This is a genomic window from Ureibacillus thermosphaericus, from assembly GCF_012396605.1.
In the GTDB taxonomy this organism is placed as follows: Bacteria; Bacillota; Bacilli; order Bacillales_A; family Planococcaceae; genus Ureibacillus; species Ureibacillus thermosphaericus.
Genome location: NZ_JAAXPW010000002.1, coordinates 115564 through 140634, shown reverse-complemented (window position 1 = coordinate 140634; position 25071 = coordinate 115564). Strand labels below are relative to the sequence as shown.

At 37.0% G+C, this 25071-nt stretch carries 23 protein-coding genes and 1 tRNA gene; 13 read left to right on the top strand and 11 right to left on the bottom strand.

What is annotated here, in order from left to right; genetic code table 11:
- Nucleotides 1–317 precede the first annotated feature (317 nt).
- Entirely contained in the window at nt 318–830 is a 513-nt protein-coding gene (locus HF990_RS02000; RefSeq protein WP_168411882.1) for a DUF2269 family protein, read from the bottom strand.
- Nucleotides 831–1142: 312 nt separating this feature from the next.
- On the opposite strand from HF990_RS02000, the gene HF990_RS01995 reads away from it, so the two are divergent.
- Together HF990_RS01995 and HF990_RS01990 are read left to right on the top strand one after the other, a co-directional pair.
- Entirely contained in the window at nt 1143–2669 is a 1527-nt protein-coding gene (locus HF990_RS01995; RefSeq protein WP_016838796.1) for a CoA-acylating methylmalonate-semialdehyde dehydrogenase, read from the top strand.
- A gap of 349 nt (nt 2670–3018) precedes the next feature.
- The gene (locus tag HF990_RS01990) at nt 3019–3642 is read left to right on the top strand and encodes an ECF transporter S component (protein ID WP_016838797.1); all 624 of its coding nucleotides are present in this window, start codon (nt 3019–3021) and stop codon (nt 3640–3642) included.
- Between the two features lie 245 nt (nt 3643–3887).
- Here HF990_RS01990 and HF990_RS15020 read toward each other — a convergent pair whose 3' ends face one another.
- The 6 genes from HF990_RS15020 to HF990_RS01965 all read right to left on the bottom strand — a co-directional run bounded on the left by HF990_RS15020 (nt 3888) and on the right by HF990_RS01965 (nt 9012).
- Nucleotides 3888–4133, bottom strand: coding sequence for a hypothetical protein (locus tag HF990_RS15020; protein ID WP_247595796.1), 246 nt, complete (start codon nt 4131–4133; stop codon nt 3888–3890).
- A 36-nt stretch (nt 4134–4169) separates the two neighbouring features.
- Entirely contained in the window at nt 4170–4319 is a 150-nt protein-coding gene (locus HF990_RS15015) for a hypothetical protein (RefSeq protein WP_247595795.1), read from the bottom strand.
- Between the two features lie 83 nt (nt 4320–4402).
- A complete protein-coding gene (locus HF990_RS01980; protein WP_016838799.1) occupies nt 4403–5653 on the bottom strand; it encodes a Zn-dependent hydrolase in 1251 nt (416 codons plus the stop codon).
- Between the two features lie 20 nt (nt 5654–5673).
- Entirely contained in the window at nt 5674–7188 is a 1515-nt protein-coding gene (locus HF990_RS01975; protein WP_016838800.1) for a sodium:solute symporter family protein, read from the bottom strand.
- On the bottom strand, nt 7185–7385 hold the full coding sequence (locus HF990_RS01970; RefSeq protein WP_016838801.1) for a DUF3311 domain-containing protein: 201 nt from the start codon (nt 7383–7385) through the stop codon (nt 7185–7187). Before HF990_RS01970 ends, HF990_RS01975 begins: the two co-directional genes overlap by 4 nt.
- Nucleotides 7372–9012, bottom strand: coding sequence for an amidohydrolase (locus tag HF990_RS01965; RefSeq protein ID WP_016838802.1), 1641 nt, complete (start codon nt 9010–9012; stop codon nt 7372–7374). The genes HF990_RS01970 and HF990_RS01965 overlap by 14 nt, the downstream gene beginning before the upstream one ends.
- A 241-nt stretch (nt 9013–9253) precedes the next feature.
- On the opposite strand from HF990_RS01965, the gene HF990_RS01960 reads away from it, so the two are divergent.
- Both HF990_RS01960 and HF990_RS01955 read left to right on the top strand, forming a co-directional pair.
- Nucleotides 9254–10840 (top strand): PucR family transcriptional regulator, encoded by a 1587-nt coding sequence (locus tag HF990_RS01960; protein WP_168411881.1) that lies wholly within the window; start codon nt 9254–9256, stop codon nt 10838–10840.
- A gap of 378 nt (nt 10841–11218) precedes the next feature.
- Nucleotides 11219–12574: an aspartate aminotransferase family protein gene (locus HF990_RS01955; RefSeq protein ID WP_168411880.1), complete on the top strand. Its 1356-nt coding sequence runs from the start codon at nt 11219–11221 to the stop codon at nt 12572–12574.
- 860 nt (nt 12575–13434) lie between these two features.
- On the opposite strand, the gene HF990_RS01950 is transcribed toward HF990_RS01955, so the two are convergent.
- Nucleotides 13435–13788, bottom strand: coding sequence for a hypothetical protein (locus tag HF990_RS01950; RefSeq protein WP_168411879.1), 354 nt, complete (start codon nt 13786–13788; stop codon nt 13435–13437).
- Between the two features lie 256 nt (nt 13789–14044).
- On the opposite strand from HF990_RS01950, the gene ggt reads away from it, so the two are divergent.
- The 5 genes from ggt to HF990_RS01925 all read left to right on the top strand — a co-directional run bounded on the left by ggt (nt 14045) and on the right by HF990_RS01925 (nt 19165).
- Nucleotides 14045–15679: a gamma-glutamyltransferase gene (gene ggt / locus HF990_RS01945; protein ID WP_168411878.1), complete on the top strand. Its 1635-nt coding sequence runs from the start codon at nt 14045–14047 to the stop codon at nt 15677–15679.
- A 156-nt stretch (nt 15680–15835) separates the two neighbouring features.
- Nucleotides 15836–16390 carry a chromate transporter gene (locus HF990_RS01940; protein WP_168411877.1) on the top strand — a complete coding sequence of 185 codons (555 nt, stop codon included), beginning with the start codon at nt 15836–15838 and terminating at the stop codon, nt 16388–16390.
- Entirely contained in the window at nt 16387–16914 is a 528-nt protein-coding gene (locus HF990_RS01935) for a chromate transporter (RefSeq protein WP_168411876.1), read from the top strand. Before HF990_RS01940 ends, HF990_RS01935 begins: the two co-directional genes overlap by 4 nt.
- A gap of 109 nt (nt 16915–17023) precedes the next feature.
- Nucleotides 17024–18490: a GGDEF domain-containing protein gene (locus HF990_RS01930; protein ID WP_168411875.1), complete on the top strand. Its 1467-nt coding sequence runs from the start codon at nt 17024–17026 to the stop codon at nt 18488–18490.
- 108 nt (nt 18491–18598) lie between these two features.
- Nucleotides 18599–19165, top strand: coding sequence for an NUDIX hydrolase (locus HF990_RS01925; RefSeq protein WP_168411873.1), 567 nt, complete (start codon nt 18599–18601; stop codon nt 19163–19165).
- 312 nt (nt 19166–19477) lie between these two features.
- Here HF990_RS01925 and HF990_RS01920 read toward each other — a convergent pair.
- Nucleotides 19478–19550: transfer RNA gene (locus tag HF990_RS01920), tRNA-Ala, on the bottom strand.
- A gap of 273 nt (nt 19551–19823) precedes the next feature.
- Between HF990_RS01920 and HF990_RS01915 the strand changes: the two genes are divergently transcribed.
- Both HF990_RS01915 and HF990_RS01910 read left to right on the top strand, forming a co-directional pair.
- Nucleotides 19824–21341, top strand: coding sequence for a succinate CoA transferase (locus HF990_RS01915; RefSeq protein WP_168411871.1), 1518 nt, complete (start codon nt 19824–19826; stop codon nt 21339–21341).
- Nucleotides 21342–21413: 72 nt separating this feature from the next.
- On the top strand, nt 21414–21923 hold the full coding sequence (locus tag HF990_RS01910; protein ID WP_016838812.1) for a YfiT family bacillithiol transferase: 510 nt from the start codon (nt 21414–21416) through the stop codon (nt 21921–21923).
- A 160-nt stretch (nt 21924–22083) separates the two neighbouring features.
- Here HF990_RS01910 and madM read toward each other — a convergent pair whose 3' ends face one another.
- Together madM and madL are read right to left on the bottom strand one after the other, a co-directional pair.
- Entirely contained in the window at nt 22084–22845 is a 762-nt protein-coding gene (madM, locus tag HF990_RS01905; RefSeq protein ID WP_016838813.1) for a malonate transporter subunit MadM, read from the bottom strand.
- Entirely contained in the window at nt 22838–23239 is a 402-nt protein-coding gene (gene madL / locus HF990_RS01900) for a malonate transporter subunit MadL (protein WP_096552413.1), read from the bottom strand. The genes madM and madL overlap by 8 nt, the downstream gene beginning before the upstream one ends.
- A gap of 236 nt (nt 23240–23475) precedes the next feature.
- Here madL and HF990_RS01895 point away from each other — a divergent pair, with 236 nt between their 5' ends.
- Together HF990_RS01895 and mdcH are read left to right on the top strand one after the other, a co-directional pair.
- Nucleotides 23476–24129 (top strand): GntR family transcriptional regulator, encoded by a 654-nt coding sequence (locus HF990_RS01895; protein WP_168411869.1) that lies wholly within the window; start codon nt 23476–23478, stop codon nt 24127–24129.
- Between the two features lie 14 nt (nt 24130–24143).
- Entirely contained in the window at nt 24144–25064 is a 921-nt protein-coding gene (mdcH, locus tag HF990_RS01890) for a malonate decarboxylase subunit epsilon (protein ID WP_016838816.1), read from the top strand.
- Nucleotides 25065–25071 lie beyond the last annotated feature (7 nt).

Below are 25071 nucleotides of genomic sequence, written 5' to 3'. Positions count from 1 at the left end.
TCTCTTACACTACTTTATCGTTTAATGATTGGTGCTATGACAGCGGTCGGCGGCAGATATAAATAAATCCAGATGTCCTTTGGTAGTTGTGTTTATCAAGGTTTACAGGATGAAACCGTAATTGGATATAAGTCGAAATGGGAATGTGAATTTCAAGCTTTCTTTGAGAGGTTTGATGTACTTTGGTGCAGTCGTTACGAAAGAACAAGTGAGGGGGTTGCCTTTTATTTTAAAGCTACATCCATTGTAATGATATGGATGTTTCCACAGTATAAAATAAAAAAGCGTGGTTTCAACGGCCACGCTTTTTTGTAGTTTTAACTTTGTTTCGCTTGAACTTTTTTCTTCCGCCAAGGTTTTAAGTACGAAATAACGAAGATGAAAATGGTTACGGTGATTTGGAAGAACACTGCAGATTGCATGACTTTATGGTTTTGAACGAAAGTTGGATTGCTGATTGCCATTTCTTTTTGCGCTTCCAACAATTCCATATTTCTCACCATTAATTCGTCAACAATAAAAATACCGACGATTGTTTGGATGATATATAGAACAAATTTAACGCCAACCCATCGATGCTTAAAAAATCCCCAATTGGTGAAAAAACCGTAAACAAATCCGATTAATAAAGTCCCTACAGCACCCAATCGAACGATATAATCGCTAAGGATAATCATATTTTTATAGCCGAGATAGGATTCATCATATTTTGTGAAATCAATATGTAAATTTAATACAATCGAACTTAAAATGCCTCCGAAAAAGACTACTACTAGAAACACATGGATGATCTTTAACCACTTCATGCCTTTTGGGCCGATTTTTTTCATATTATTAAACCTCCGAGTTGCTTAATGGATGGATGATTATTAACACAAGAATGATTATAGTAGGAACATAATAAGCTTTTAATGAGCGGCAGGTGTATTTTTCTCTACATCTATGGTCTTACGCAAGAGTGGAGTCATGACTATATCAATCAATGAACTTATACATTCTGTTAAATAAATTCATTTTGTTGTTTACTATCTGTCCATTACATTTTCATTCCGTTTCCATTACAGTTATGGGTAACAGGACAACAGCTGGACATATTTGGAGGAAGAGAATATTTAAATTAAACAATACAAGGGGTGTATAATATGGCAGTTGAACAAAAAATTCGTGAGTTACAACATTTTATAAATGGTTCGTTAGTGCCTGGAACAAGTGGTCGTTTTTCGAATGTGTACAATCCGTGCACAGGAGAAGTTATTGCACGCGTACCACTTGCGACTCGAGAAGAAGTTCGACATGCGATTGAAGTGGCGAAAAATGCTTTTCCAAAATGGAAGGCGATGTCTGGCGGAAAAAGATCTGAGATTGTGCAAAGATTCCGCCAACTGATTGCAGAAAACCAAGAAGAATTAATCGAAATTATTTGTGAGGAAAGCGGTAAGACGAAAGAAGACGCTCGTGGAGAAATTCAGCGCGGTTTAGAATCAGTAGATTTAGCGATTAATGCTCCACACATGGTAAAAGGGGAGTATTCCGTAAATGTAGGTGGCGATATTAATGCATTCTCCCGCAAAGATCCTCTTGGAGTTGTGGCAGCTATTTCACCGTTTAACTTCCCAGTTATGGTGCCGCTTGCTCAAACAAGTATGGCGGTTGCCGTAGGAAATGCCGTTATTTTAAAACCATCAGAAAAAGTGCCGATTTCTGCGCTATATATTTCAAACCTTTGGAAAGAAGCAGGATTACCAGATGGTGTATGGACGGTTATTAATGGAGATAAAGAGGCGGTAAATGAATTGCTAGAAAACGATACAGTACAAGCGATTCACTTTGTAGGTTCAACACCAATTGCAGAGTATATTTATCACACTGGAACGAAATATAATAAGCGGGTAGCGGCGCTTGGTGGCGGTAAAAACTTTATGATTGTCATGCCAGATGCGGATTTAGAAAAGGCGGCAAATGCATTTATTGGAGCGGCTTATGGTGCAGCTTCCCAGCGTTGTATGGCATTATCAGGAGTAATTCCGGTAGGGAAAGAAACGGCAGATAAACTCGTTGCCATCTTAAAAGAAAAAATCGAGAAATTAAAAGTAGGTCCATATACAGACGATAATGTAGACTTCGGTCCGGTTATTTCGAAAGAATCAAAAGAAACGATTCTTGGCTATCTTGAGCGAAGCCTAAAAGAAGGAGCAAAACTTGTAACAGATGGCAGAAATCCTGAAATCTTGAAAACTTTAAATGGTTTCTATTTAGGTCCAACTTTACTAGATGAAGTGACGCCAGATATGGAAATCTTTAAATATGAGGTATTCGGCCCTGTACGAATTGTGGTGAGAGCAGATTCTTTACAAGAAGCAATTGATATCATTAATTCCCATGAACTTGGTAATGGTGTAACAATCTTTACGAACAATGGTGCAGCTGCTCGCAAGTTCCAAGACGAAATCGAAGTAGGAATGGTTGGTGTCAACGTGCCAATCCCAATTCCAGTAGGATATCACAACTTCGCTGGTTGGAAACGTTCAAATTTCGGTACAGGTGTAATGTTCGGTCCAGATCAAGCGAACTTCTACACGAAGAGAAAAACAATTTCTGAAAAATGGCTTGATGTGGATACAGAATCAAAAGTTACATTTGCATTCCCTAGCAATGACAATACAAAATAATTCTTCATTTGGGGTAATAGGTTCTTTGCTTTCCTAAGTAAAAATATAAAAATCCCCCTTATGAGGCTGTCTAGAGAGGGTATTTCCTTTCTAGGCGGCTTTTTTTATGAGATGATGTAGGTTTTCATTGCAGAGAACAATGCGGCCTAGTTTTAAAGAATGCCGCGTCCATTAATATCGATAAATTATCTTAATATAGAGAAGATAGGTAGAAAATCCATTGTTCAATGCAGATTCATAAAAAATGAATACAATAGTGAAATATTTTATGAATGACAATTTCGAGCATTCATGGGAAAATCTTAGAGTAACCGTTTCATACTAGATCGTTATAAAAAGGGGATTAGTTATGAAAATAAGAGATTTTACGCTAACAACCGTATTTTTAGCAATCATTTTATTATTTGCGCTTACACCCATTGGATTTATTCATTTAGGTGTGATTAAAGCTACAATTATTCATATTCCAATCATTATTGCTTCTATTATTTTAGGACCAAGAATTGGGGCTTTTCTCGGACTTGCCTTTGGAATTTCAAGTGTTATTACGAATACAATTGCACCAACCTTATTATCTTTCGCTTTTTCACCAGCTATCCCTGTGTTAGGGACAAGCCAAGGCAGTTTATGGGCGCTATTTATTGCCATTGTGCCAAGGGTGATAGTCGGTATTCTTCCATATTTTCTTTATAAGTTCCTTCAAAAAGTTTTGGCAAAGATGAAATCCAATCTGAAAGTGTCTTTATTTTTAACGGGACTATTGACTACGGTTTTACATACGTTTTTGATTATGGGGTCTATTGCTTTAGTGTTCCATGACGCTTATGCGCAAGCAATGAAAGTGGATAGCGTGCTTGGCGTTATAGCTGCCGTGTTAACGGTGTTTTTCACCAATGGCATTGCCGAAGCCACGCTGGCAGCAGTAGCTACAGCAGTGGTGGTGCCGCCGTTGCTAAAAATCGCGAAGAAATAAGAACGAAAATATTCGGTATTACATGCTACTAAAATTCCGCCGGTTTAATAAATTTGCAGCTAACAAAAGACAGTAGAAAGAGAGCCATCTAGAAAGTTGGGGTTTTTCTAGATGGCCAATTCTTGATTGATTGTTTTCTTTATGGAATTTTTCATTGGCGGTAAAGTTGCTGGATTTGGCAATTCTCAGCTACTTAGACGATGCTTTAAAAAGAAAAAGAGCAAATCAGAAACCCTTTGCTCTCTTCATTTTCTCTTTTTCATATAATAGACACCAGCCCCAATCATCCCAATGACAATCAATGCGATAAACAGCTTATTCGTCAAAATGTTCATGGGATGAAAAGGGGCTTTCTCCATATAAACGGCCTTTACCCAATGTCCGTCATGTTCTACTGCAATGGCTGTTGAAGTGGGAATGCCTTTTATTTCAAAATATTTCGTTCCCTTTTTAAAAAAGTTTGAAGCATCTCCATAATATTCACCTGTCATATCATCCGCTTCAACTTTTACTTTTCCTATAACTTTTCAAATATCCCATTCCTCCACTTTTTCCTCAAGCATTACTTCGTAAATTTTTCCATCCCAAACAACAAAAGGGTATGCCCAATTTAAAGCATGAACAGAAGAAGCGATAAAAAATATAAAGAATAATGTTAAAACCGCAGCTTTTCTCATAACTCATCTCCAATTATGAAATGAAATTACTGGAAGACTGATAGAAAAATAGCATTCCCCAATGGAGAATGCTAATGGTATTTTTATTGATTTTTCGAAGCTGATGAATATTTTGATAAATAGTGATCGTGAAGGGAAAGTAAAGTTTGCAACAATACGTTGGCACCTTTATAACAATCTTCGTAGTAAGTTAACTCTTCTTCACAGTGGCTGCGTCCACCTACACTCGGTACAAAAATCATCGCTGTTGGAACAATGCTTGCAATAAACTGCGCATCGTGGCCAGCCCCGCTGTACATTCTTCTAGTAGAATATCCTAATGATTTGCTTACGGATTCAATTGTATTTACAATCGTTTCATCAAATGGAACTGTATCACGGCCCCAAAGCTTCTCAAAGCTAACGGTACATCCATTCGACTCGGTAGGGAGTGAGTGAATGATTGTTTCCACTTGTTTAATGACGTTCGGATCTTTATGGCGAGATTCTAGCGTAAATTTCACTAGATTTGGCACCACTGTATGAATGTTTGGATGCACATTGACTCGCCCCATTGTATACACGAGTTCTTCATCAAGTTTTCCGAGTTCTTGTTTTAAATGCGTAATTAAATCAGCCGCTAAGAAGAGGGCATCCTTTCGATGTTTCATTGGGAAAGTACCGGCATGGTTGGATTCACCTTTCACTGTAATTTCGTAGCACACCATTCCAACGACGCCTTCAACCACTCCAATTTCTTTCTGTTCGGACTCAAGGACAGGACCTTGTTCAATATGAAGTTCGATAAAGGCTGTTCCTTCTTTCAAACGGTTTTGCTCATCACCTTTAAATCCGCTATTTTCGAGAGCTTCTCCAAAAGTAATGCCGTTTTTATCTGTGGATTTCAGCATTTTTTCTTTATCAAATTTCCCTGTCAGTACGCCAGAACTCATCATCGCTGGGTCAAAGCGGGCGCCCTCTTCATTCGTGAAGTTCACAAGTGTAATTGGAAATTCTAGTTCTATGTTTAAATCTTTCAAAGTGCGAACGACTTCTAACGGTGTCACCACTCCTAAAACTCCATCGAAACGACCGCCTTTTTCAACAGAATCTAGATGCGAACCCATAAGGATAGGAGGAAGATCCTTTTTACCTGGCAGTGTGGCATAAATATTGGCCATGTCATCAATTTTTATGGACATTCCTAACTCTTCACAGCATTTAATAAAATATTTTCGTGCTTCAATATCTTCTTTAGAGAGGGATAGGCGCGTTACACCATTATTTTTCGTTTTCCCAATCTCTGCAAAAGCTTCAATCGTTTCACGAAGTCGATTTGCATTACAAACTTTCATATTCCATTCCTCCAATCAAATTATTTTGTGATAGATGTTTCCTCTAGTTGTGCAGGGCTTTGTTGCAATACCGCTTCTTCCTCTTTTTCCTTCACCAAACTTTTCGTTAGCAAACTCACGCAAATGGCAACAATGAAGTTCAGGATTAGAGCAAGCATGCCTGTACTAATGTCGTTAATAAATGTTGGAACGTTAGGGAAGAAGGTTGCAATCTTAGCTCCTGTTAAACTCATGTAGAAAATCACTGCAACCGCAGCTAAGATCCCTGCAATAACCCCGTACTTATTCAACAATGGTTTCTTTGAGAAGCTAAACAACAGTCCAGGTGCTAATTGCGTAATAATCGCATACGATAAAATGTTTAACATCGCTAGAGCATCACTACCATTTACAGCGAAGTAAAGGGCGATGATGACGATAACAACGATAAGTATTTTGGATAGGAGCAATTGCTTTCGTTCGCTAGCATTTGGATTAATGACACGGTAAATTCCTGTTGTAAGACCAATGGAAGCGGAATTTAACATAACGGAAGCAGGAACTAACGCTGTTAATAATCCAGCTGCACCAACGACTCCAATTACCCAAGGGTCAAAAGTTTGAATGGATAAACGCAATAACGACAAATCTCCTTCAGAACCTTGCAATCCAGGTATTTGCACGATTGCCGCAAAGCCGATGAAAAAGGCGAACAATAATAATAATGTATAGAGTGGCAATGTAATCGCATTCTTCCGTAATGCTTTTTCACTGTTAGCCGTTAACGCGACAGAGAACGAGTTTGGAAGCAAATAAAAGCCGAGTGCGTTTAATAACACAGTTGAAATAAACCAAGAAATACTAAAACCGGAATCTGCAAGTGTTAATTTTTCTGGCTGTGTAGCTTGTACAGCTTCAAACAATGGTCGGATTCCACCGAAGTAATGATAAGGAATATATAGCCCTAAGAAGATAATCACGGCTAGAATCATTATATCTTTCACAACGGCTGTCCAAGCAGAACCGTGCATACCTGAAATAATGACGTACGTTGTTACAATAACCGCTCCAATTGTACTTGCGATAGCAGGGGAGATTGCGCCATAAGATGCCTCTGATACAATAATCCCTAAACCTTTTAATTGAATCATAATATAAGGAACGAGAGCGGCTGTTCCGAGAATCGCAACGATAATCCCTAAAGCTGTACTTTTATAAAAGGATGCAAAATAGCTTGGCTGAGAAATAATGTGATGATCTTTTGAATATCGCCAAACTTTTGGAATGAGCCAATAGGATAACACGTACGCCAAGCAAATATAAGCAGGGACATAAAAGGCTGCTGCACCATTAGAATATGCCCAACCACTACCTCCTAAGAACGTAAATGTTGTATAAACTTCCCCAGCAATTAACAAGAACACAAATAGCGTTCCGAAACCTTTATTACCGACAGCAAATTCATCTAAATTAATATCTTTCCCGCGAGATGAACGAATCCCTAAATACAAAGCGAATAGGGCAAAGGCAAAAATAATGATTAATGAAGTATTCATTCAGCTTCACCTTCCTTATTATCTGGATCAAATCGATAAATAATGGCCATGATGACTGATGAAAGAATCATCCAAAACACAATCCAAAATAATAAAAAAGGCAAGCCAAATACATAAGGTTCAATGCGATTCACCATTGGGAGACAGACAATCATCCCAATAAAAGGAATAATCAGCAACAATTTAATGTACTTCATAGAATCCTACCTCCTTTGAATCCTTTCTCTGATAAAGAATGTTTCCATCAATCATTGTTAAATCCACTTGTAAATCTTTAATGTGATGAGGATGAATATTCAAAATGCTATCATTTAGCACAACGAGATCAGCAAGTTTTCCTGGTTCGATGCTACCTTTTATGTGCTCTTCAAAGGAGGCATAAGCACCGTTGTAAGTATACATTCTGATTGCTTCTAAAACGTTGATGGATTGATTTTCTCCAATCGGCGTCCCTTCGCTCGTTTTACGATTCACTGCTGTATGAATTCCAATTAAAGGATTGTAGTCTGTAACAGGGGAGTCTGAACCAGCTGCTGCCAGAATGCCTTGATCAATGAAATCTCGAGCGGGGTACATGTAACGAACTCGCTCTCCGTAATTGTGGATATACGATTCACCAAACTCATAATGGAATGGCGGATTTGGAACAGGAATCAAGCCTAGTTCCTTTATTCGCTTTTGCAAATCTGGAGTCGAAATGCCAGCATGTTCAATACGATGGCGATGATCTTTTCGCGGGTGTTCTTTCAATGCTCGCTCAACAACATTCAAATACATTTCAATTGCCTTATCTCCTTGAGCATGTACGGTAATTTGATACCCCAGTTTATGAGCATGTCCTAAAATGTTATAAATCTCTTCTTCAGAGTAATAGAGAATGCCATGATTTGCTGGATCACTTGTATATCCTTCACGCGTTGCAATGGTTGGGCCAGTGCTGCTACCATCCAAAAATAATTTAACGGGTCCTAATTTGAACCATTCATTGCCTGTCCCAGTGAGCGTTCCAGAGGCTATGATTTTCTTTAGAAAGTCTTTTGAATCAACTAATGAACCTAATAATGCATATATTCGTAATTGCAACAAGCCTTGTTGACTCGCAATTTGGAGTGCTCGAAAACTATCCGCATTAAACGCTCCAGCTTCACCAACACTTGTTATGCCAGCTGCTAAAAAATCCCGATTGGCAATTTCAATCGCTTTTAACAACTCTTCTTCCGTATAGCTGGCAACTTGATTCATTTCCATATTTGCTGCTTCAATAAGTCGACCAGTAAAATGGCCGTTTTGATCTTTTTCAATGATACCTCCTTGAGGATTAGGTGTGTGTTGATCAATATTTGCAAGTTTCAATGCTTTGCTATTGACAACGGAAATGTGGCCACATGTTCTAGTAATGATAATAGGGTGTTCTGTTGAGATGGCATCTAATTCCTCCAGTGTAGGGTAGCGCTGTTCTGTTACTTTTCTTTCATTAAATCCCCATGCTCGAATCCATCTTCCGGGGGGAGTGCTTTTCGCCTTTTCTGATAAGGCATGAAGAATGGCTTCTAAGGAGTCCATTCCAGATTCTTTGCAATTGATGGCTAGTTGATTTACTCCATATAAAACAAGATGTAAATGGGCATCATTAAACCCTGGAAGAAGAGATCTTCCATTTAAACGAATCCGTTTTGTATTTGGACCTATCAAGTGTTGGAGAGAATTGTATTCACCTGTTGCAAGAATTTTTCTTCCTTTTACACAAACACAATCAACGACTGAATCAAACCGATCTACTGTGATTACTTCTCCATCATAAAATACATAATCTGCAAAAAACATACATTCACCCCTTATACAAAAAATACCTATACACCTAGAAAGGGATTAGTGTATAGGTATAATAAATTTAACATTTATAAAATTCAGAAAAATATAGACACTTTGTTAAATACTTTCAAGTATGATTATACATATCGTAACTACAAAAAGTTATATTATTTCTCTATTATACTGAAAATTTGTTAGTTTTGTTCTATCAGACAATGTATTAACAATATAAATAAATAAGGAGGGATAGCGATTGAATCATTATTCCATGCAAGTTCAAGATATTTTGCACAACAAACATTTTCAAAAGGCGGAAGTGATTGCAGGAAGATTGGGTTTACACAATGTCATAAAGTGGGTACATATTATAGAAATTGTCAATGTTGAAAACTTTGTAAAAGGCAATGAGCTTGTATTAACAACTGGACTGGGCATCCAAAATGATGTAGATAAATTTTTACATTTTGTAAAAGGGCTAATTGAATCCAATTGCGCGGCTCTTTGTATTGAATATGGGCAATATATTCAACAAGTGCCTTATGAAGTGGTTCAACTTGCAGATAAGCATGCCTTTCCTATCATTGTTTTTAAAGAAGAAGTGGCCTTTATAGAAATTACTCAAGAACTGCATTCCCTCATTATTAATAGGCAATATGCGATGGTTTCAAAGCTAGAGAGCTATTCCGAAATGTTGAATAAAGAAACATTGTACGCACAGCAACCGGAAGAAATCTTAAAAATTACTTATAAATATTTAGAAAAACCACTTGTCTTGAAAATCGATGGACAAGAACCCATTTTATATCCAAACACTTCAAAAAAACAAAAAGCTTGTTTGTTACAAAAGCTAGAAGAAGAATCATATGTTCAAAAACTACTCGTGCAACCTATCCATCTATTTGAACATAAATATGCAGAAGTGATGTTAGTAGAAGAGAAAGCTTCTATAACTGAATTTGAAACACTCATTTTGGACAGAACAGCGACTGCCCTTGGCCAACTTTTTATTCGAAAATTATATGTGGAAGAGAAAAAGGGAATGGAAGACGCTCACTGGATAGAGGGATGGATTGAAGGGAAGCATTCAAAGGATGAAATTCATCACTACCTATTTTCGCAATGGCCAAGCCTTTCTTTACAAGGCGGAGCGGTATTTATCACCCAATTTAATGAATCTTTCTCACAGCAGAAACTTGATATTACTTACTACAAATTGTTAGGGCGGTCTATTTTCGAACAGTACGGATTTTTAACATTAATTATAGAAAAGAAAAAGTATATTATTTTTATCTTGTTAAATAAAAGAGAAGTTTCAATGAAAGATCGAATGAAAGAAGCCCTGAGCAAACTGGGAAATTCTGAAGTGTTAGCGAAAATTCATCCATCTTCTTTCCAATTTGCTGTAGGAAAAATCACCAATGATCTACATTGCATGCATGATAGCTTTCAGACGGCGTTGGATACGTTATATATTAAAAGAAAAGTAGGGACACCTGCTCAATTTTATGATGATTTGCATTTATTCCGATTGATTTATAATTTGCAAAAACATGTAGATTTAGAGCAAATGGTAGAAGATTATTTGCAACCGTTAATTGAGTTTGATGAAAAGAACAATGGCCAATTGCTTGAAACGTTAGAAGTGTATTTGCAAACGAATGGTTCGAAACAGGAAACCGCAAGAAGGTTATATATAGTACGGCAAACGTTGTATCACCGCATTCGAAAGATAGAAAGTTTACTAGGGGAAGATTTTATGAATGGTGAAAAAAGGCTTGCATTAGAATTTATGCTGCTTGCAAGAAAGTTTTTAGTGCCGATGAAGAAAGGGAGCGCATGAAAAGTCATTTTGATGGGTCTCTTTTATGGCTCGCTCTGCTTTCGTCGCAGATATATTGCGACGAGTGTGACCATTGGTGGGAGAGATTAAAAAAGATATTTATTGATAAGATTTGAGCCTGACCAAAAAGTTTTACATTTTTTGGTCGGCTTTTTACATTTTTTGAAAAGCCTTTTACGACAAGAGCGGAGGGGAGTTATTTTTACGTTTTGTACAATATTTTGAATTTTATTTAACGTTTTGTTCAATGAAAAACACCTACTTCCCATTCATAATATACATACAACAAGTGCCTTTCTAGCTAGCATTCTATTGATTTTTGAAAAGGGTTTCTTTTGTAAGCGGAATGATGAAAGTAATGAATAGGAGCGTGATGAAATGTTAAGTACAAATGCTGGGAAAGAGTTGTTGGCAAAAGATGAAAAATATGTGTGGCACTCCATGAAACCATACAACCCTAATGCAACCTTTGTAATTGAAAAATCAACGGGCGCAAGAGTTGTTGATGTGGACGGAAAAGAGTATATCGATGCGATGGCAGGGCTTTGGTGTGTGAATGTTGGATATGGTCGGGAAGAGTTAGCGAAAGCAGCATATGATCAAATGATAAAAAATGCGTACACGCCACTATCCTTTTCCCATGCACCAGCTATTGAGTTAGCAGAAAAAATTAATGAGCTGTTAGGCGATGACTATGTCATTTTCTTCTCCAATAGTGGTTCTGAGGCAAATGAAACAGCCTTTAAAATCGCAAGACAATATCACCATCAAAAAGGCGAGTCATCCCGCTGGAAAATCGTCTCCCGCTACCGTGCCTATCATGGGAACTCTATGGGCTCACTGGCAGCAACTGGCCAAGCAGAACGAAAATACCGTTACGAGCCTTTAGCACCGGGATTCATACATGTAACACCGCCTGATTCTTATCGCAACAATGAAGATCATTATACAGACCCACTTGAAATTCCAAGTGTAAAAGAAGTCGACAAAGTCATGACTTGGGAGTTTAGCGAAACAATTGCGGCAATGATTTTAGAGCCAATTATTACAGGGGGCGGCATCCTCATTCCTCCAGAAAACTATTTAAAAGGAATCGAAGCAGTATGTAAAAAGCACGGAGCATTAATGATTGTTGATGAAGTGATTTGCGGATTCGGCCGCACTGGAAAACCATTTGGCTTTATGAACTACGGCGTTAAACCAGATATCATTACGATGGCAAAAGGTATTACGAGTGCTTATCTACCTTTATCAGCAACTGCGGTGAAACGGGAAATTTATGAAGCCTTTAAAGATAGTGGAGAATATGATTTCTTCCGCCATGTGAATACGTTCGGCGGAAATCCAGCAGCATGTGCAGTAGCGATTAAAAATATTGATATTATGCTAGAAGAAAATCTATTCGAACGTTCAGCGGTAAAAGGTGCTGAAATGTTGAAAGCATTCCAAGATGAGTTGAAAAATGCACCGTATGTTGGCAATGTGCGAGGAAAAGGATTGCTGATTGGAATTGAACTTGTGAAAGATCAAGCTACAAAAGAGCCGCTTGATGTAAAACTAGTGAATGAAGTCATTGCGAAAAGTAAAGAGAACGGAGTCATTATTAATAAGAACGGCGTAACAGTGGCAGGCTATAATAACGTATTAACAATCGCACCACCATTAAATATTTCAGATGAAGATATTGAAACAGTTGTGAAAGTCGTTTCTAAAGCAATTAAAGAGTTGAAATAAAGTTACGTACACACATACCTTTAAAATAATCTTGTAATAAAGTGAACGACATTGTACGAATTCAAAGTGGACACTTGATGGTTCTATCAAATGAATCCCTAAAAATTGAAGGTTGCATATGTTGCGTTTTGGCGATAATTGCATAAAGTGCATGATGTAAGAAACTCAATTGAATCTCTTTTGAATGTGAAAGTTGAAGCACATCCCTATGAAGAAACCGGCGAAACTACTTTCGTCCGTCCCCCTTGTTTTAAAGAACGTGTTAATTCAAATAAATTTTTATGAATTTATGATAATTACTTTGAAAGTTGAAGCGAATCTATTAAAATATTTAATTGCGTGTGGTTATGAATGAAGGAATAGATTGCATGGACCAGTCGAATTTTAGTTTCGACTGGTCTATCTTTTTGTAGATATAAATGTAGAAAACGGAAGATAATTAATCGTTAGAAAAGATGAAATGTTGCATTATTTCCCGAGAAATGTCTTATTTTGGGAGGGGAATTTCCTTGAATGTCGAAGATTTGGTACATGAAACAGAAGGTGTTGAATTCTATCTGAAAGACAACTAAATATGATTTTCTATTGGAATAAAAACTTTTTTGGAGGGAAGGAACTTTTTCGTAGCGACAAATCGTTATCCCCGTTAAGTGGCTATTCCTTTATTATCTGACGAGGGGAAGTAGGTGTTGGACGAAAGTTTATTATTTGAAAATCTCGACTTCATTTCGCCTTCGTGAAGAAAAAGCCGCTTACTTTTGCTATTGTAAATAAGGCATTAAATGACCCTTTAATATTGAGAAAAACGAGGAGAAGTCCCCTCGTTGTTGATAAGTTGAGATTAAACCCGTATCTATTCATCAATTTAACTCTAGTGCAATGGTTTCTGTTTTGCCATCCCATTCTATTATAGCTTCAATTTCCGATTCTTTACTCACATTAGAACATCCAAAAGGTAAACTGAATACTCCTTCAGGTTCTAGTGAAACATCTCCTTCTAAATTATCAATGGAGAACTTTATACTTTCGGGAACTGGCTCATTGCCTATATATTTAATAGCTCCACTTGATTTTCCGCAAACTTCACTTTTATTCACTTCATAACGTACACTCCAATAATCGCTTTCCCCAGTAAATAAAAGAATTTCTTGTATACATGCTGTCAAGGGAAGAATACAAATAAGCAAAATCATTAACATACGGACTTTTTTCAAAATTTAACACCTCCCGCTTAGTAACTAAATAACTTTACTAGAATTGCGATTCGACATTATTAATATATTACTCATGAATTTCAAAAAATCCTTGCAGTTTGTCGATAAATTAACTAAAGGTTTAAACTATTTGGGCAAATCTCCTTCTTTTTGAAGAAATCAAAAATAAAAACTGTAAACTCTTTACATTTTCAATTTACAGAATAAAATGAAGATTATGTAGATTGATTGATGGATTATACAGGGGGGAAGGGGAATGGTTCAATATAGAGCAACGACAATGGCAATGAAAGGGATGGTGACGTCGCCACACTACTTAGCATCACAGGCAGGCCTTTCTGTGTTAAAAGAGGGAGGGAATGCAATTGAAGCTGCTATTGCAATGGCTTCAACCATTGCCGTTGTTTATCCTCACATGAATGGCATTGGTGGAGATAACTTTTGGCTCATTTATAACGCAAACAACGGGGTAATCACAGCGATTAATGGAAGTGGTCGTTCCGGCGAAAGGGCAAGCATTGAATTTTATCGCTCCAAAGGATACGAAACAATTCCTGCGCGCGGTCCACTTGCGGCTATTACGGTACCCGGTGCAGTTCGGGGATGGAATGTAGCATATCAATACGGACAAGATGAAATGGGAAGTACCATGCCATGGCATAAGCTCCTTGAACAAGCGATTGCCTATGCAAAGGAAGGATTTCCTGTGACTCCAAGCCAACACACATGGACGAAAGTAAATTTGGATGAAAAAGATCAAACGTTTCGTGCATTAAATCGTTTTGAAGAGTTTTCTCGCATCTTTCTAAAGGATGGCAAGCCTTACAAAGTGGGAGATATCTTCATTCAAGAAGATTTGGCACACACATTGGAACTCATTGCACAAAACGGCGCGGACTATTTTTATGATAGTGAATTGACGGAACGTATGGTGGAAGACTTGCAGAAACACGGAGGCATTTTGACAAAAGAGGATTTCCAAAAACATACGAGCGATTTAGTGGAGCCCATTTCAGTGCCTTATCGTAACTTTGTGGCTTATAATCTTCCTCCAAATACACAAGGATTGGCGTCTTTATCCATATTGAATATTTTAAATCAATTGAATTTAGCGGAGATTGAAGAAGGCTCTGCACAGTATTATCACCTATTAGCAGAAGCCATCAAACATGCCTTCCGAGACCGTGACAAGTATTTAACTGATCCAACATACAACCATATTCCGCTGAACGAATTGCTCAGTAAAGAGCGGGGAGTTGGCTTTGCTGAAAAGATAAAAGAAAGTTGCCATGCGACGGCATTGCCTGCCATGGATCCAAAGGGGGATACGGTTTGGTTTGCGGTGGTGGATGAAAAAGGAAATGCTGTTTCCTGCATTCAAAGCATTTATCATGAATTTGGTTCCGCCTTTATTCCAAAAGGAACAGGGGTATTATTGCAAAATCGAGGCAGCTTCTTCTCTTTAGATGACAAACACGTAAATTCCTTACAACCGAGAAAACGCTCCTTCCATACGCTCAATTCTGCCATGCTGATGAAGGATAATCGCCCAGTCTTGATTTACGGAACTATGGGGGGAGAAGGTCAGCCACAAACGCAAACGCTCCTTGCAACACGCATTATCGATTACGGTATGAATGTACAGGAAGCTATCGAAGCTCCGCGATTTTTATACGGCAGGACTTGGGGAGCAACCACTAATACATTAAAAGTGGAAAGTCGTATTCCGAAAAATGTGCAAAAGGAGTTGAAACGATTTGGGCATGAGGTGGAAGTGGTAGAAGAATTTTCGGATTTAATGGGACACGCAGGAGCGATATATATCGATGAAAAGGGAGTGAAGTATGGAGGAGCAGATCCTCGTGGTGATGGTATAGCCATTGGGTATTAAAAAATTTTCTAATTCCTCTCGTTCGTAATATAACAATTGATTCACAAAATATGAAATTTTTGTAAAATATATAGAGAGAAAGATATAAAGTATATAAAAAATATAAATACTATTCTATAAGAATTTTACCTACATTACGATAAAGGGGGATAAAGTATGGCAAGGCAGAGAGATATATTTATTGCCTTTTTCCGTTCTGGCATGTTGGGATTTGGTGGAGGGCCATCAACTATCCCTCTTGTTCAAAAAGAAGTAGTGGATACCTTTCAAATGATGACCGATGAAGAATTTGCGGATGTGTTAGCAATAGGCAATACTTTACCTGGCCCCATTATTACAAAAATGGCTGGATATATTGGTTATCGAGTAGGTGGATGGCTAGGTTTAATCAATGCTTTAATCGCTGCTATTCTCCCATCGGTTATATTAATGATTCTTTTCCTTGCCACACTCAAACAATTTAAAGATTTTGATTTTGTAAAAGGAATGTCGAATGGAGTTATTCCAATTGTAGCCGTAATGCTTGGAGTACTCACTTGGGATTTTCTTAAAAAATCTCATAAGTCTCTTGGGTGGAAAGTCGGAGGCATTATTTTGTGCGTTTCAATCGTTGGAATGCTGATTCTGAAGCTTCATCCAGGCATCATCATCGCAGGATTGCTTCTGATTGCACTACTTCTCCCAATCAAAAAAGAGGAGAGAAAAGAATGATTTATATACAATTATTTCTGGCCTTCTTCTACCCAGGGATTTTAGGATATGGAGGGGGGCCTGCTTCCATTCCGTTAATTGAATATGAAGTTGTTGATAAGTATGGATGGATGAATACATCAGAGTTCAGCGAAGTATTGGCGTTAGGAAATTCATTGCCTGGACCGATTGCGATTAAAATGGCAGGATACATTGGCTATGAGGTCGGGGGCGTTTTGGGGGCGATTGTAGCATTGTTTGCAACAGTAGGGCCTTCATTAGTTGCCATGTTGATTTTACTTAACATTTTATATCGCTATCGGCAATCCCCGAAAGTCAAAAGATTGTCTAGTTTCGTTTTACCAGCAGTTGTTGTATTGCTTGCAGAATTGACCTTTGATTTTTTGATAACGTCTTATGATACAATGGGAATAATTTATACGATTATACTCATCGTAGGCGCATACATAGCTCTTGAAAAATTAAAAATTCATCCTGTTTTTGTTGTGATGATGGGCCTTATAATTGGTGGGATATTTCTTTAATAAAAGTTGTTATGATAGGCAAAATGAGGCATTCTTTGGGGTGTCACTATTTTGCCTTCTATCTTTGTGTCATGAAAATACTTTTCAACTATGAAATATAGGTGGTTAGATGAAATATAATTTAAGGGTCAAATTGATTGTAAGTATCGTAATATTAGCGATTATGAGTTGCACTTTTCTAGCAATCGTTTCTTTTATTCAGTTGAAGAAACAAACGGAGACGGAAAATGAATTTGTTTTTAAACGGATAGAAGACTCAATCAAAGAGTCTTTAAAATCCTATGAAAAGGCGATTCTACTGCTAGATGATAACAGCGCTGAAAAAATGAAAGAATATACGAAGATGTTAATAGAGAAGTATAATGAAAATCCAAACTTTGATGAATGGGATTTCCAAGGCTTGAATCAAGCATTAGGGATGCATATATACATAATCAACAAAGAAAATGTGATTACTCATAGTAGTTTTGAACAAGATATTGGTCTAGATTTTACGAAATGTTGTAAAAAACTAACCACCCTATTAAATGAAAGAAGAGCGACTGGAGAGTTTTATCATGATGCGTTAGATATAGAGCAACAAACAGGGGAATTAAAAAAGTTTAGTTACATGGCTACACCAGATAAAAAGTATGTGATTGAATTGAGCTACTCTTTAAATGAAAATAATATTTTCAAGGCGTTTAACTTTTTTAATCACATCCAAGAATTAAAAGAATTATATCCATTTATTTATGACATTCATATTTTAAACATTGGAGGATTAACGCTTGGCAAATCTACTAATGAAAGGCGCTTAACGGAAAAAGAAAAGGAAGCCTTTGACAGAACGTTATCATCGAAACAACCGACAGAAATAGATTATTATTGGAATGGTACACCTGCTACTTTCCGTTACATGTTTTATGAATCAGAATTTGATCGAGACTTTGCTCAAAACAAAGTAATTGAAATCATCTATGATGAAAAACTATGGAATGCCAATCTGCATCAAATAAAAAAAATGTTTGTCATTCAATTAATCATTATTTTTAGCTTCGTACTAGTGCTATCTTTTGTGATTGCAAGACCAATGTATTTAGCTTACCATGACCGCTTAACGGGACTTGCGAACCGCTCTGCATTTGATGAATTTATAACGGCAATCAAAACAAAAAAAGGGAAGAAAACAGCCTTTTTCATGATTGATTTAGATCATTTTAAGGAAGTTAATGATGTGTTAGGACATCAATCAGGAGATGTGCTGTTAAAAAAGGTGGCTCAAATTATTCGCACCCTCATCCCGAAAAATGGGGAGGCTTATCGTTATGGTGGAGATGAATTTATTGTTGTTCTGAATTCAACAACGACCGAAGAAGCGAAAGAATTGGCACAGAAAATCATTACGGAAATTAATCAACTTGTTAAACAAAATACAGACATTGATAATCTTGGGGTTTCTGCAAGTATTGGCATTTCTTTTTATCCTGACGATGGGGATAATAAGTATTTGCTTTATAAAAAAGCGGATGTGGCTTTATATACAGCAAAAGAAAAGGGAAAAGGCCAATATTCTATTTTCAAAACAGAGTATTAAAATCTAGATAAAATCATGGCGTCTTGATATGAAAAAGACGCCTATTTTGTTAACATGTTGCACTAATCAAACCATTAATGAAAATAAAGAAGAATCGAGGTAGCAATCATGGATTTACGACAACAAATAAAAAACTATACGCCATATAACGCACAAGAGGCAAAGGATCAAGAACTTATCTTACGTTATATGGATACTTTTGATAACTTATTGACACGTGGCAATGAATTTGCCCATTTTACTGCATCTGCTTGGCTTGTGAATAAAGACCGTACAAAAGTGTTAATGGTCTACCATAATATTTATCAATCATGGTCATGGGTAGGGGGGCATGCTGATGGAGATGCCGACTTATTAGGAGTAGCTATGAAAGAGGCGAAGGAAGAAACGGGTTTAAAACAAGTAACCCCTGTATTGAAAGATATATTTTCAATCGAAATTTTAGGTGTAGCAGCCCATGAAAAAAAAGGTAGACATGTGGCGACTCATTTGCATCTGAATGCTACTTTCTTACTGGAAGCAAATGAACACGAATTATTGCATATTAAACCAGATGAAAACAGCGATATCAAGTGGTTTTTATTAGATGAAGCAGTGGAAGCAAGTACGGAAAGGGAGTTACAAGTAGTGTATAAAAAATTAAATGAAAAGTTGCGTTTATTACAAGGAAAATGAACCATTTAGGGGTGATTCTTCCATATCTTAATGGTTAATAATATGAATATTTATGCATACGAAGAATTTTTCTATTTTAAACTAGCATGGAAGCCGGCAATACCGGCTTTTTTGCATGTTTGAGGGAATGTGGAATGAGAATATTGTCATAAAGAACAATTGAATATGGAAATATATAATTCTATCATCTATAAATATAAAAAGGAATATGTTAATTTGCAATAAGAAGAAAAAATTGCATCGAACAGTTAAAAAATTGTTTTTTAATATAAAATAAAAAGAACCGCGGAATGATTAGCGGTTCTTTTAAAATGGAGCATACCGGGCTCGAACCGGTGACCTCTACGCTGCCAGCGTAGCGCACTCCCAACTGTGCTAATGCCCCGATTAATCAATATTATACCTATTTTTATAAAGTTATCAATCCTTTAAGAAAAGTTTGAAAAAGCAATTATTTCTATATAATGATAGTTTTTTTCTATTATAATCATAGAAATCTTTTATTAGACGAATATATGGTTCATATTTACAATAAAATTTAAAGGTAAGTGAAAAAATATACACTTTTTTTAGGCTTCGTATTGGAAAAATTGTGCTTTATTTAAAAATTTTTCATATATTTAATACTAAATTATCATTAATACGAGGTGACATGTTAATGGAAAAGGATTTAAGCCAAGTTATTCGACACAAAGCTTTCTTAGACAAAATTGTTTCTGCTGAGGAAGCGGCTTCTTGGATTGAAGATGGAATGAACCTTGGTATGAGTGGTTTCACACTTTTCGGTGAGCCAAAAGAGTTCCCAAGAGCGCTTTCAGAACGTGGCAAAAAGGAAAACTTTAAAGTGAATGTTTATACTGGTGCTTCACTTGGACCAGCTGCTGACCAAGCTATGGCTGAAGCAGGAATCATTAATTTACGTGTTCCTTATCAAGGAAATGCGGTAATGCGTAAAAAAATCAATAGTGGCGAAATGTACTATATCGATCAACATTTGTCTCATACGGCTGAAGAAGTAAGAAAAGGTACTTTAGGAAAAATTGATTATGCGATTATTGAAGCGGCAGCAATCACTGAAGATGGCTTAATTATCCCAACTGGTTCTGTAGGAAACTCCCCAATTTTTGTTGAGAAAGCTGAAAACGTTATCATCGAAGTAAACTTAACTGCACCTAGAGCATATGAAGGTCTTCACGATATTTATGTACAAAAAGAACAAGGTGAACGTCGAGAAATCCCAATTTACAACGTTTCTGACCGCATTGGTGAAATTGGAATCAAAGTTGATCCTGCAAAAGTAAAAGGTGTTATTTTATCTGAACAACCTGATATTCCTTCTCCTTTATTTGAACCAAATGAAGAAACACAAGCAATTGCAGACCACTTAATCGACTTCTTAAATAAAGAAGTAGAAGAGGGAAGATTACCAATTTCTTTAGCTCCACTACAATCTGGAGTAGGTTCTGTTGCTAACGCAGTTCTTAAAAATATGAAAGATGCTCAATTCAGAGATGTAGAAGTTCACTCTGAAGTATTACAAGATGGAATCTTTGACTTAATTGATGCAGGGATTGTTAAATTCGCATCTGGTACTGCGTTCTCGCTTTCTAAGAAACGCGTTGATTCATTAGCGGAAGACTTGGAAAAATACAAAGGCAAAATCATGTTCAGACCTCAAGAAATTTCAAATAACCCAGAAGTTATTCGCCGATTAGGAGTTATTTCATTTAACACAGCTTTAGAAGTTGACATTTACGGTAACGTAAACTCAACACACGTAAGCGGTACTAATATCATGAACGGTATTGGTGGATCTGGTGACTTTGCACGTAATGCTCGCATTACTATCTTCGTAACGCCTTCATTAGCAAAAGGTGGAGCAATTTCAGCAATCGTACCATTCGTATCGCATGTTGACCATACAGAGCACGATGTAGACGTAATTATTACTGAACAAGGATATGCAGATCTTCGCGGACTTCCACCAGTGAAGAGAGCAGAAAAAATTATCGAAATTGCACATCCTATGTACAGACCACAATTACGTGCATACTTTGAAGAAGCAAAAGCTAAAGTGGGTGGACAAACACCACACATCCTTGAAAAAGCCTTCTCCTTCCATACAAACTTAAAAGAAAAAGGTACTATGCTTTTTGAAGGAGCAGAAGTAAAATAATGTAATATAAAAAGGGTTACGTTCTCCAACACGTAACCCTTTTTTAATAACCTAATAAGGAGCGTGTAGAAAATGGATGTACGTTACCCGATTGGAGAATTGAAAGTTCCCGAAAAAGTGACTTTGGAACAAGTTCAGAAATGGTTAAAGGACATCGAAACATTTCCGGTTCGCTTGAGAGAAACGGTAGGCGTATTGAATGATGAGGGGTTGAATAAAACATATCGTGAAGGTGCGTGGACTGTTCGCCAGCTGGTTCATCATATTGCAGATGCCCAAGTGAACATGTATATTCGATTAAAGTTAGCGCTAACAGATGACAATGCGAAAGTATCTGTATTTGATGAAAACTTATGGGCAGTGTTACCGGATACAAATCTTCCAGTTGAAAGTTCTGTGAAAATGATAGAAGGCATCAACGAGCGGATCGTTTCTTTAGGACAAACTTTAACGGAAGAACAATTATATCGAACATATAACCATCAAATCAACGGTAAAACGACGGTAGCATCAGAACTTACAAAACTCCATTGGCATGCAGAACATCATTTAGCTCAAATTCAAATCGCTCTATCCAAATAACATATAATCGGTTTTCTGAAAGTTGGTAGGCTGGTAAAAATATCTTTCCTTAGTAGCAAAAAAAATTTAGAATGTTTGCCTTATCAGAAGAGAAATGTATAAGAAAAAGTCGATTTGAATCCGCTTACAGATTCAAATCGACTTTTTGTCTACAAATAGATTATAAGAAAATATCGGTAATTAAGAATAGAATGGTAGGACACAACAAACAGCCTAAACCTGTATAGAATGTGGCAGTTACAGCGCCATATGGTACTAATTTTGGATCAGTCGCTGCTAAACCACCCGTTACGCCGGAAGTTGTCCCCATTAATCCGCCATAAACCATGGCAGACGTTGGATTATTTAAGCCTATGAATCTAGCAATAAATGGAGTACCAACCATCACTAATACGGCTTTTACTAAACCTGCTGCAATACTGATGGCAATCACTTCTGAACTTGCATTTAATGCGGCACCTGTCACCGGACCAACAATATACGTAACGGTTCCAGCACCAATGGTTGTAATGCTCACCGCATCTCGGTAGCCGAATACAAATGCGAAGATTACCCCTACAATAAAGGACAACACGACGCCGATAAATAGGGAGATGACACCTTTAAAACCGGCTTTTTTAATTTCATCAAAGTTTGCACCAAAAGAAGTAGCGACGATGGCGAAGTCTCTTAACATACTGCCGCCTAAAAAGCCCATTCCTGCTAAAAAACTCACATCTGCTATTCCTTTCGTGCCACCAGTTGCTACTCCACCAAAGTAAGCTAATACTAAACCAATCACAATGGCAATAGCAGAGCCATGAATCCTACCTTTTGTGAATTTATCAGATATGAAATAAGCTAACCACATCGTTAATCCGACTACAACAAATGCAGTAATCAATCCATTATTTACGAAAACATTTTTGATTAAATCAAGCATCCGTTTCCCCCCTCACGATGGCTTCATGAAATGTTGATTCAGAATGTTTTTTTCCGCTGAGCAGGGGAACACATGCCCAACTAATTACAACAACGCCGATTCCAGCAAGAATGGCTAATGGACCGCCTGTTAACGCTCCCAATACGTTTTGACTGGCTGCCATAGCAATGACAACAGGAATATACATCTGATTCCAAAAACTTAAACCATCTAAAGAAGGTTTAGAAATTTTCCCTGCTTTTATCAACTTATCAACAATAATGATTAAAAGCAGCATGGCAATTCCTACGCCACCAACATTTGAATCTACTCCCATCAAAGCCCCAATGAATTCACCGACAATTGAACCAACCAAAAAACACCCAGCTAAAATTGCAACCCCGTAGATGACCAACATTTAACACCCCTTTTCACAAATTGAAAGAATATTCAGTCGACTGTATATTTGTAAGATATCATATTTCACAGAATGAAATAAATCAAGAACAAAATTGAAATAAATAGAAAAAAATTGAATTTTCGATTGAAAATATGCATTTCCTATATTATGATTTATGTACACAGTCGACTGTATATTCTAAAAAGAGAAAAAATACAGAATATAGAATATAGAATAGAGAAGTGATGAACATGGAATTTTTTATTAATTATCCATCAGATAACGCATTATCAAGAATGGTTGCAGAAAAAATCATCGAGCAAATATTAAAAGGGGAACTAAAACCGGGGGATAAAATTGTTGAAAGCACTTATGCCGAATTGTTTAACATCAGCCGCTCTCCAGTTAGAGAAGCGATTTATTTGCTCACAACAGAAGGATTAATTGAAAGAATTCCAAGAAAAGGTGCTTTTGTCAAAGGGTATACACTATCTGAAATACAAGATTTATTAGATATTCGAAATAATATCGAGCTATTATCAGCGAAAAAAATTCGAGATCCACATAAAAAACAAGATTTATTAAAAGAATTGAAGCTTATTTTGGATGAAATGGATGACTGTTGCAACCGACTGCAATACGTATATCTTAACTACGCATATCACTATACGCTCATCAAATTTAGCGAAAGTTCCGTATTAGAAGAAGTGTATAGTAAAATCAGCCTTCCTCTTATTCGAATTCAAAGCATTCACTTTTCATTAACGGAAGCAGTAGAAAACTCGAAAAATGAGCATCAAAAAATGTATGAATTTTTGAAAGAAAATAGAGTAGAAGAATTTATTTCACTGCTTCGCAAACATACGGAAGATGTAATTACCAATGTTAGTAAAATTTTATTCTAGAGAGGAGGCTTATATTGAAAAGTGCTTTTCTCTTTCCAGGGCAAGGTTCTCAATACGAAGGAATGCTCTATGATTTACCTGAAGATCCAGCCGTAAAAGAAATCTTAAAAGAAAGCGAAGAAATATTAAATATTTCAATTGATTCATTGCATACAAAAGAAGCTCTCTCATCAACTAAGGCGGTGCAACAATGTTTATTAATTGCTTCTGTCAGTGCATTGAAAGTGTTTGAAAAAAATGGGTTAATCCCTGATTTTGTTGCGGGCCATTCTGTTGGCGCATTTGGAGCTGCTGTAGCTTCAGGTGTTATTTCATTTGAAACAGCATTAAAGTTAGTCACAAAACGAGGCGAACTCATGGAAAAAGCCTATGATTTGGGATACGGAATGGCTGTTGTATTAGGATTAGATGAATATAAACTATCCGAAATCGTTAACGAGCTATTCGATGAAAAAGAACCGGTATATGTCTCTAACCGAAATGCGCCAACCCAAATCACCCTGTCTGGTTCTATCAAGGGTTTAGAACGAGTCATCGAATATGTGAAAGCCAATGGTGCCACATCAGCACATCTGCTAAATGTATCGACTCCTTCACACTGTCCGTTGTTTCAACAGGTAAGTGAAGAGCTAAAAAAGGAACTGGATAATTGTGAGCTAAAAAATCCGAAAATTCCGATTTCTAGCAATATCAATTCAAGATTATTAACGACGGCTGATGCGGTAAAAGAAGACTTAGCAAAAAGCATTTGTTATCCGGTTCGATGGCATGATGCTGTCAACTTGCTATATGAGATGGGAGCAAAATGTATGATTGAAATGCCACCAGGAAATGTTTTATCGAAGTTAGCCCAACAAGCATTTCCTCTCGTTCAAACGATGTCTGTCACAATGAATGGAATAGACGATTGTTTATACGTCATGTCAAATCAATAAAGGGGTG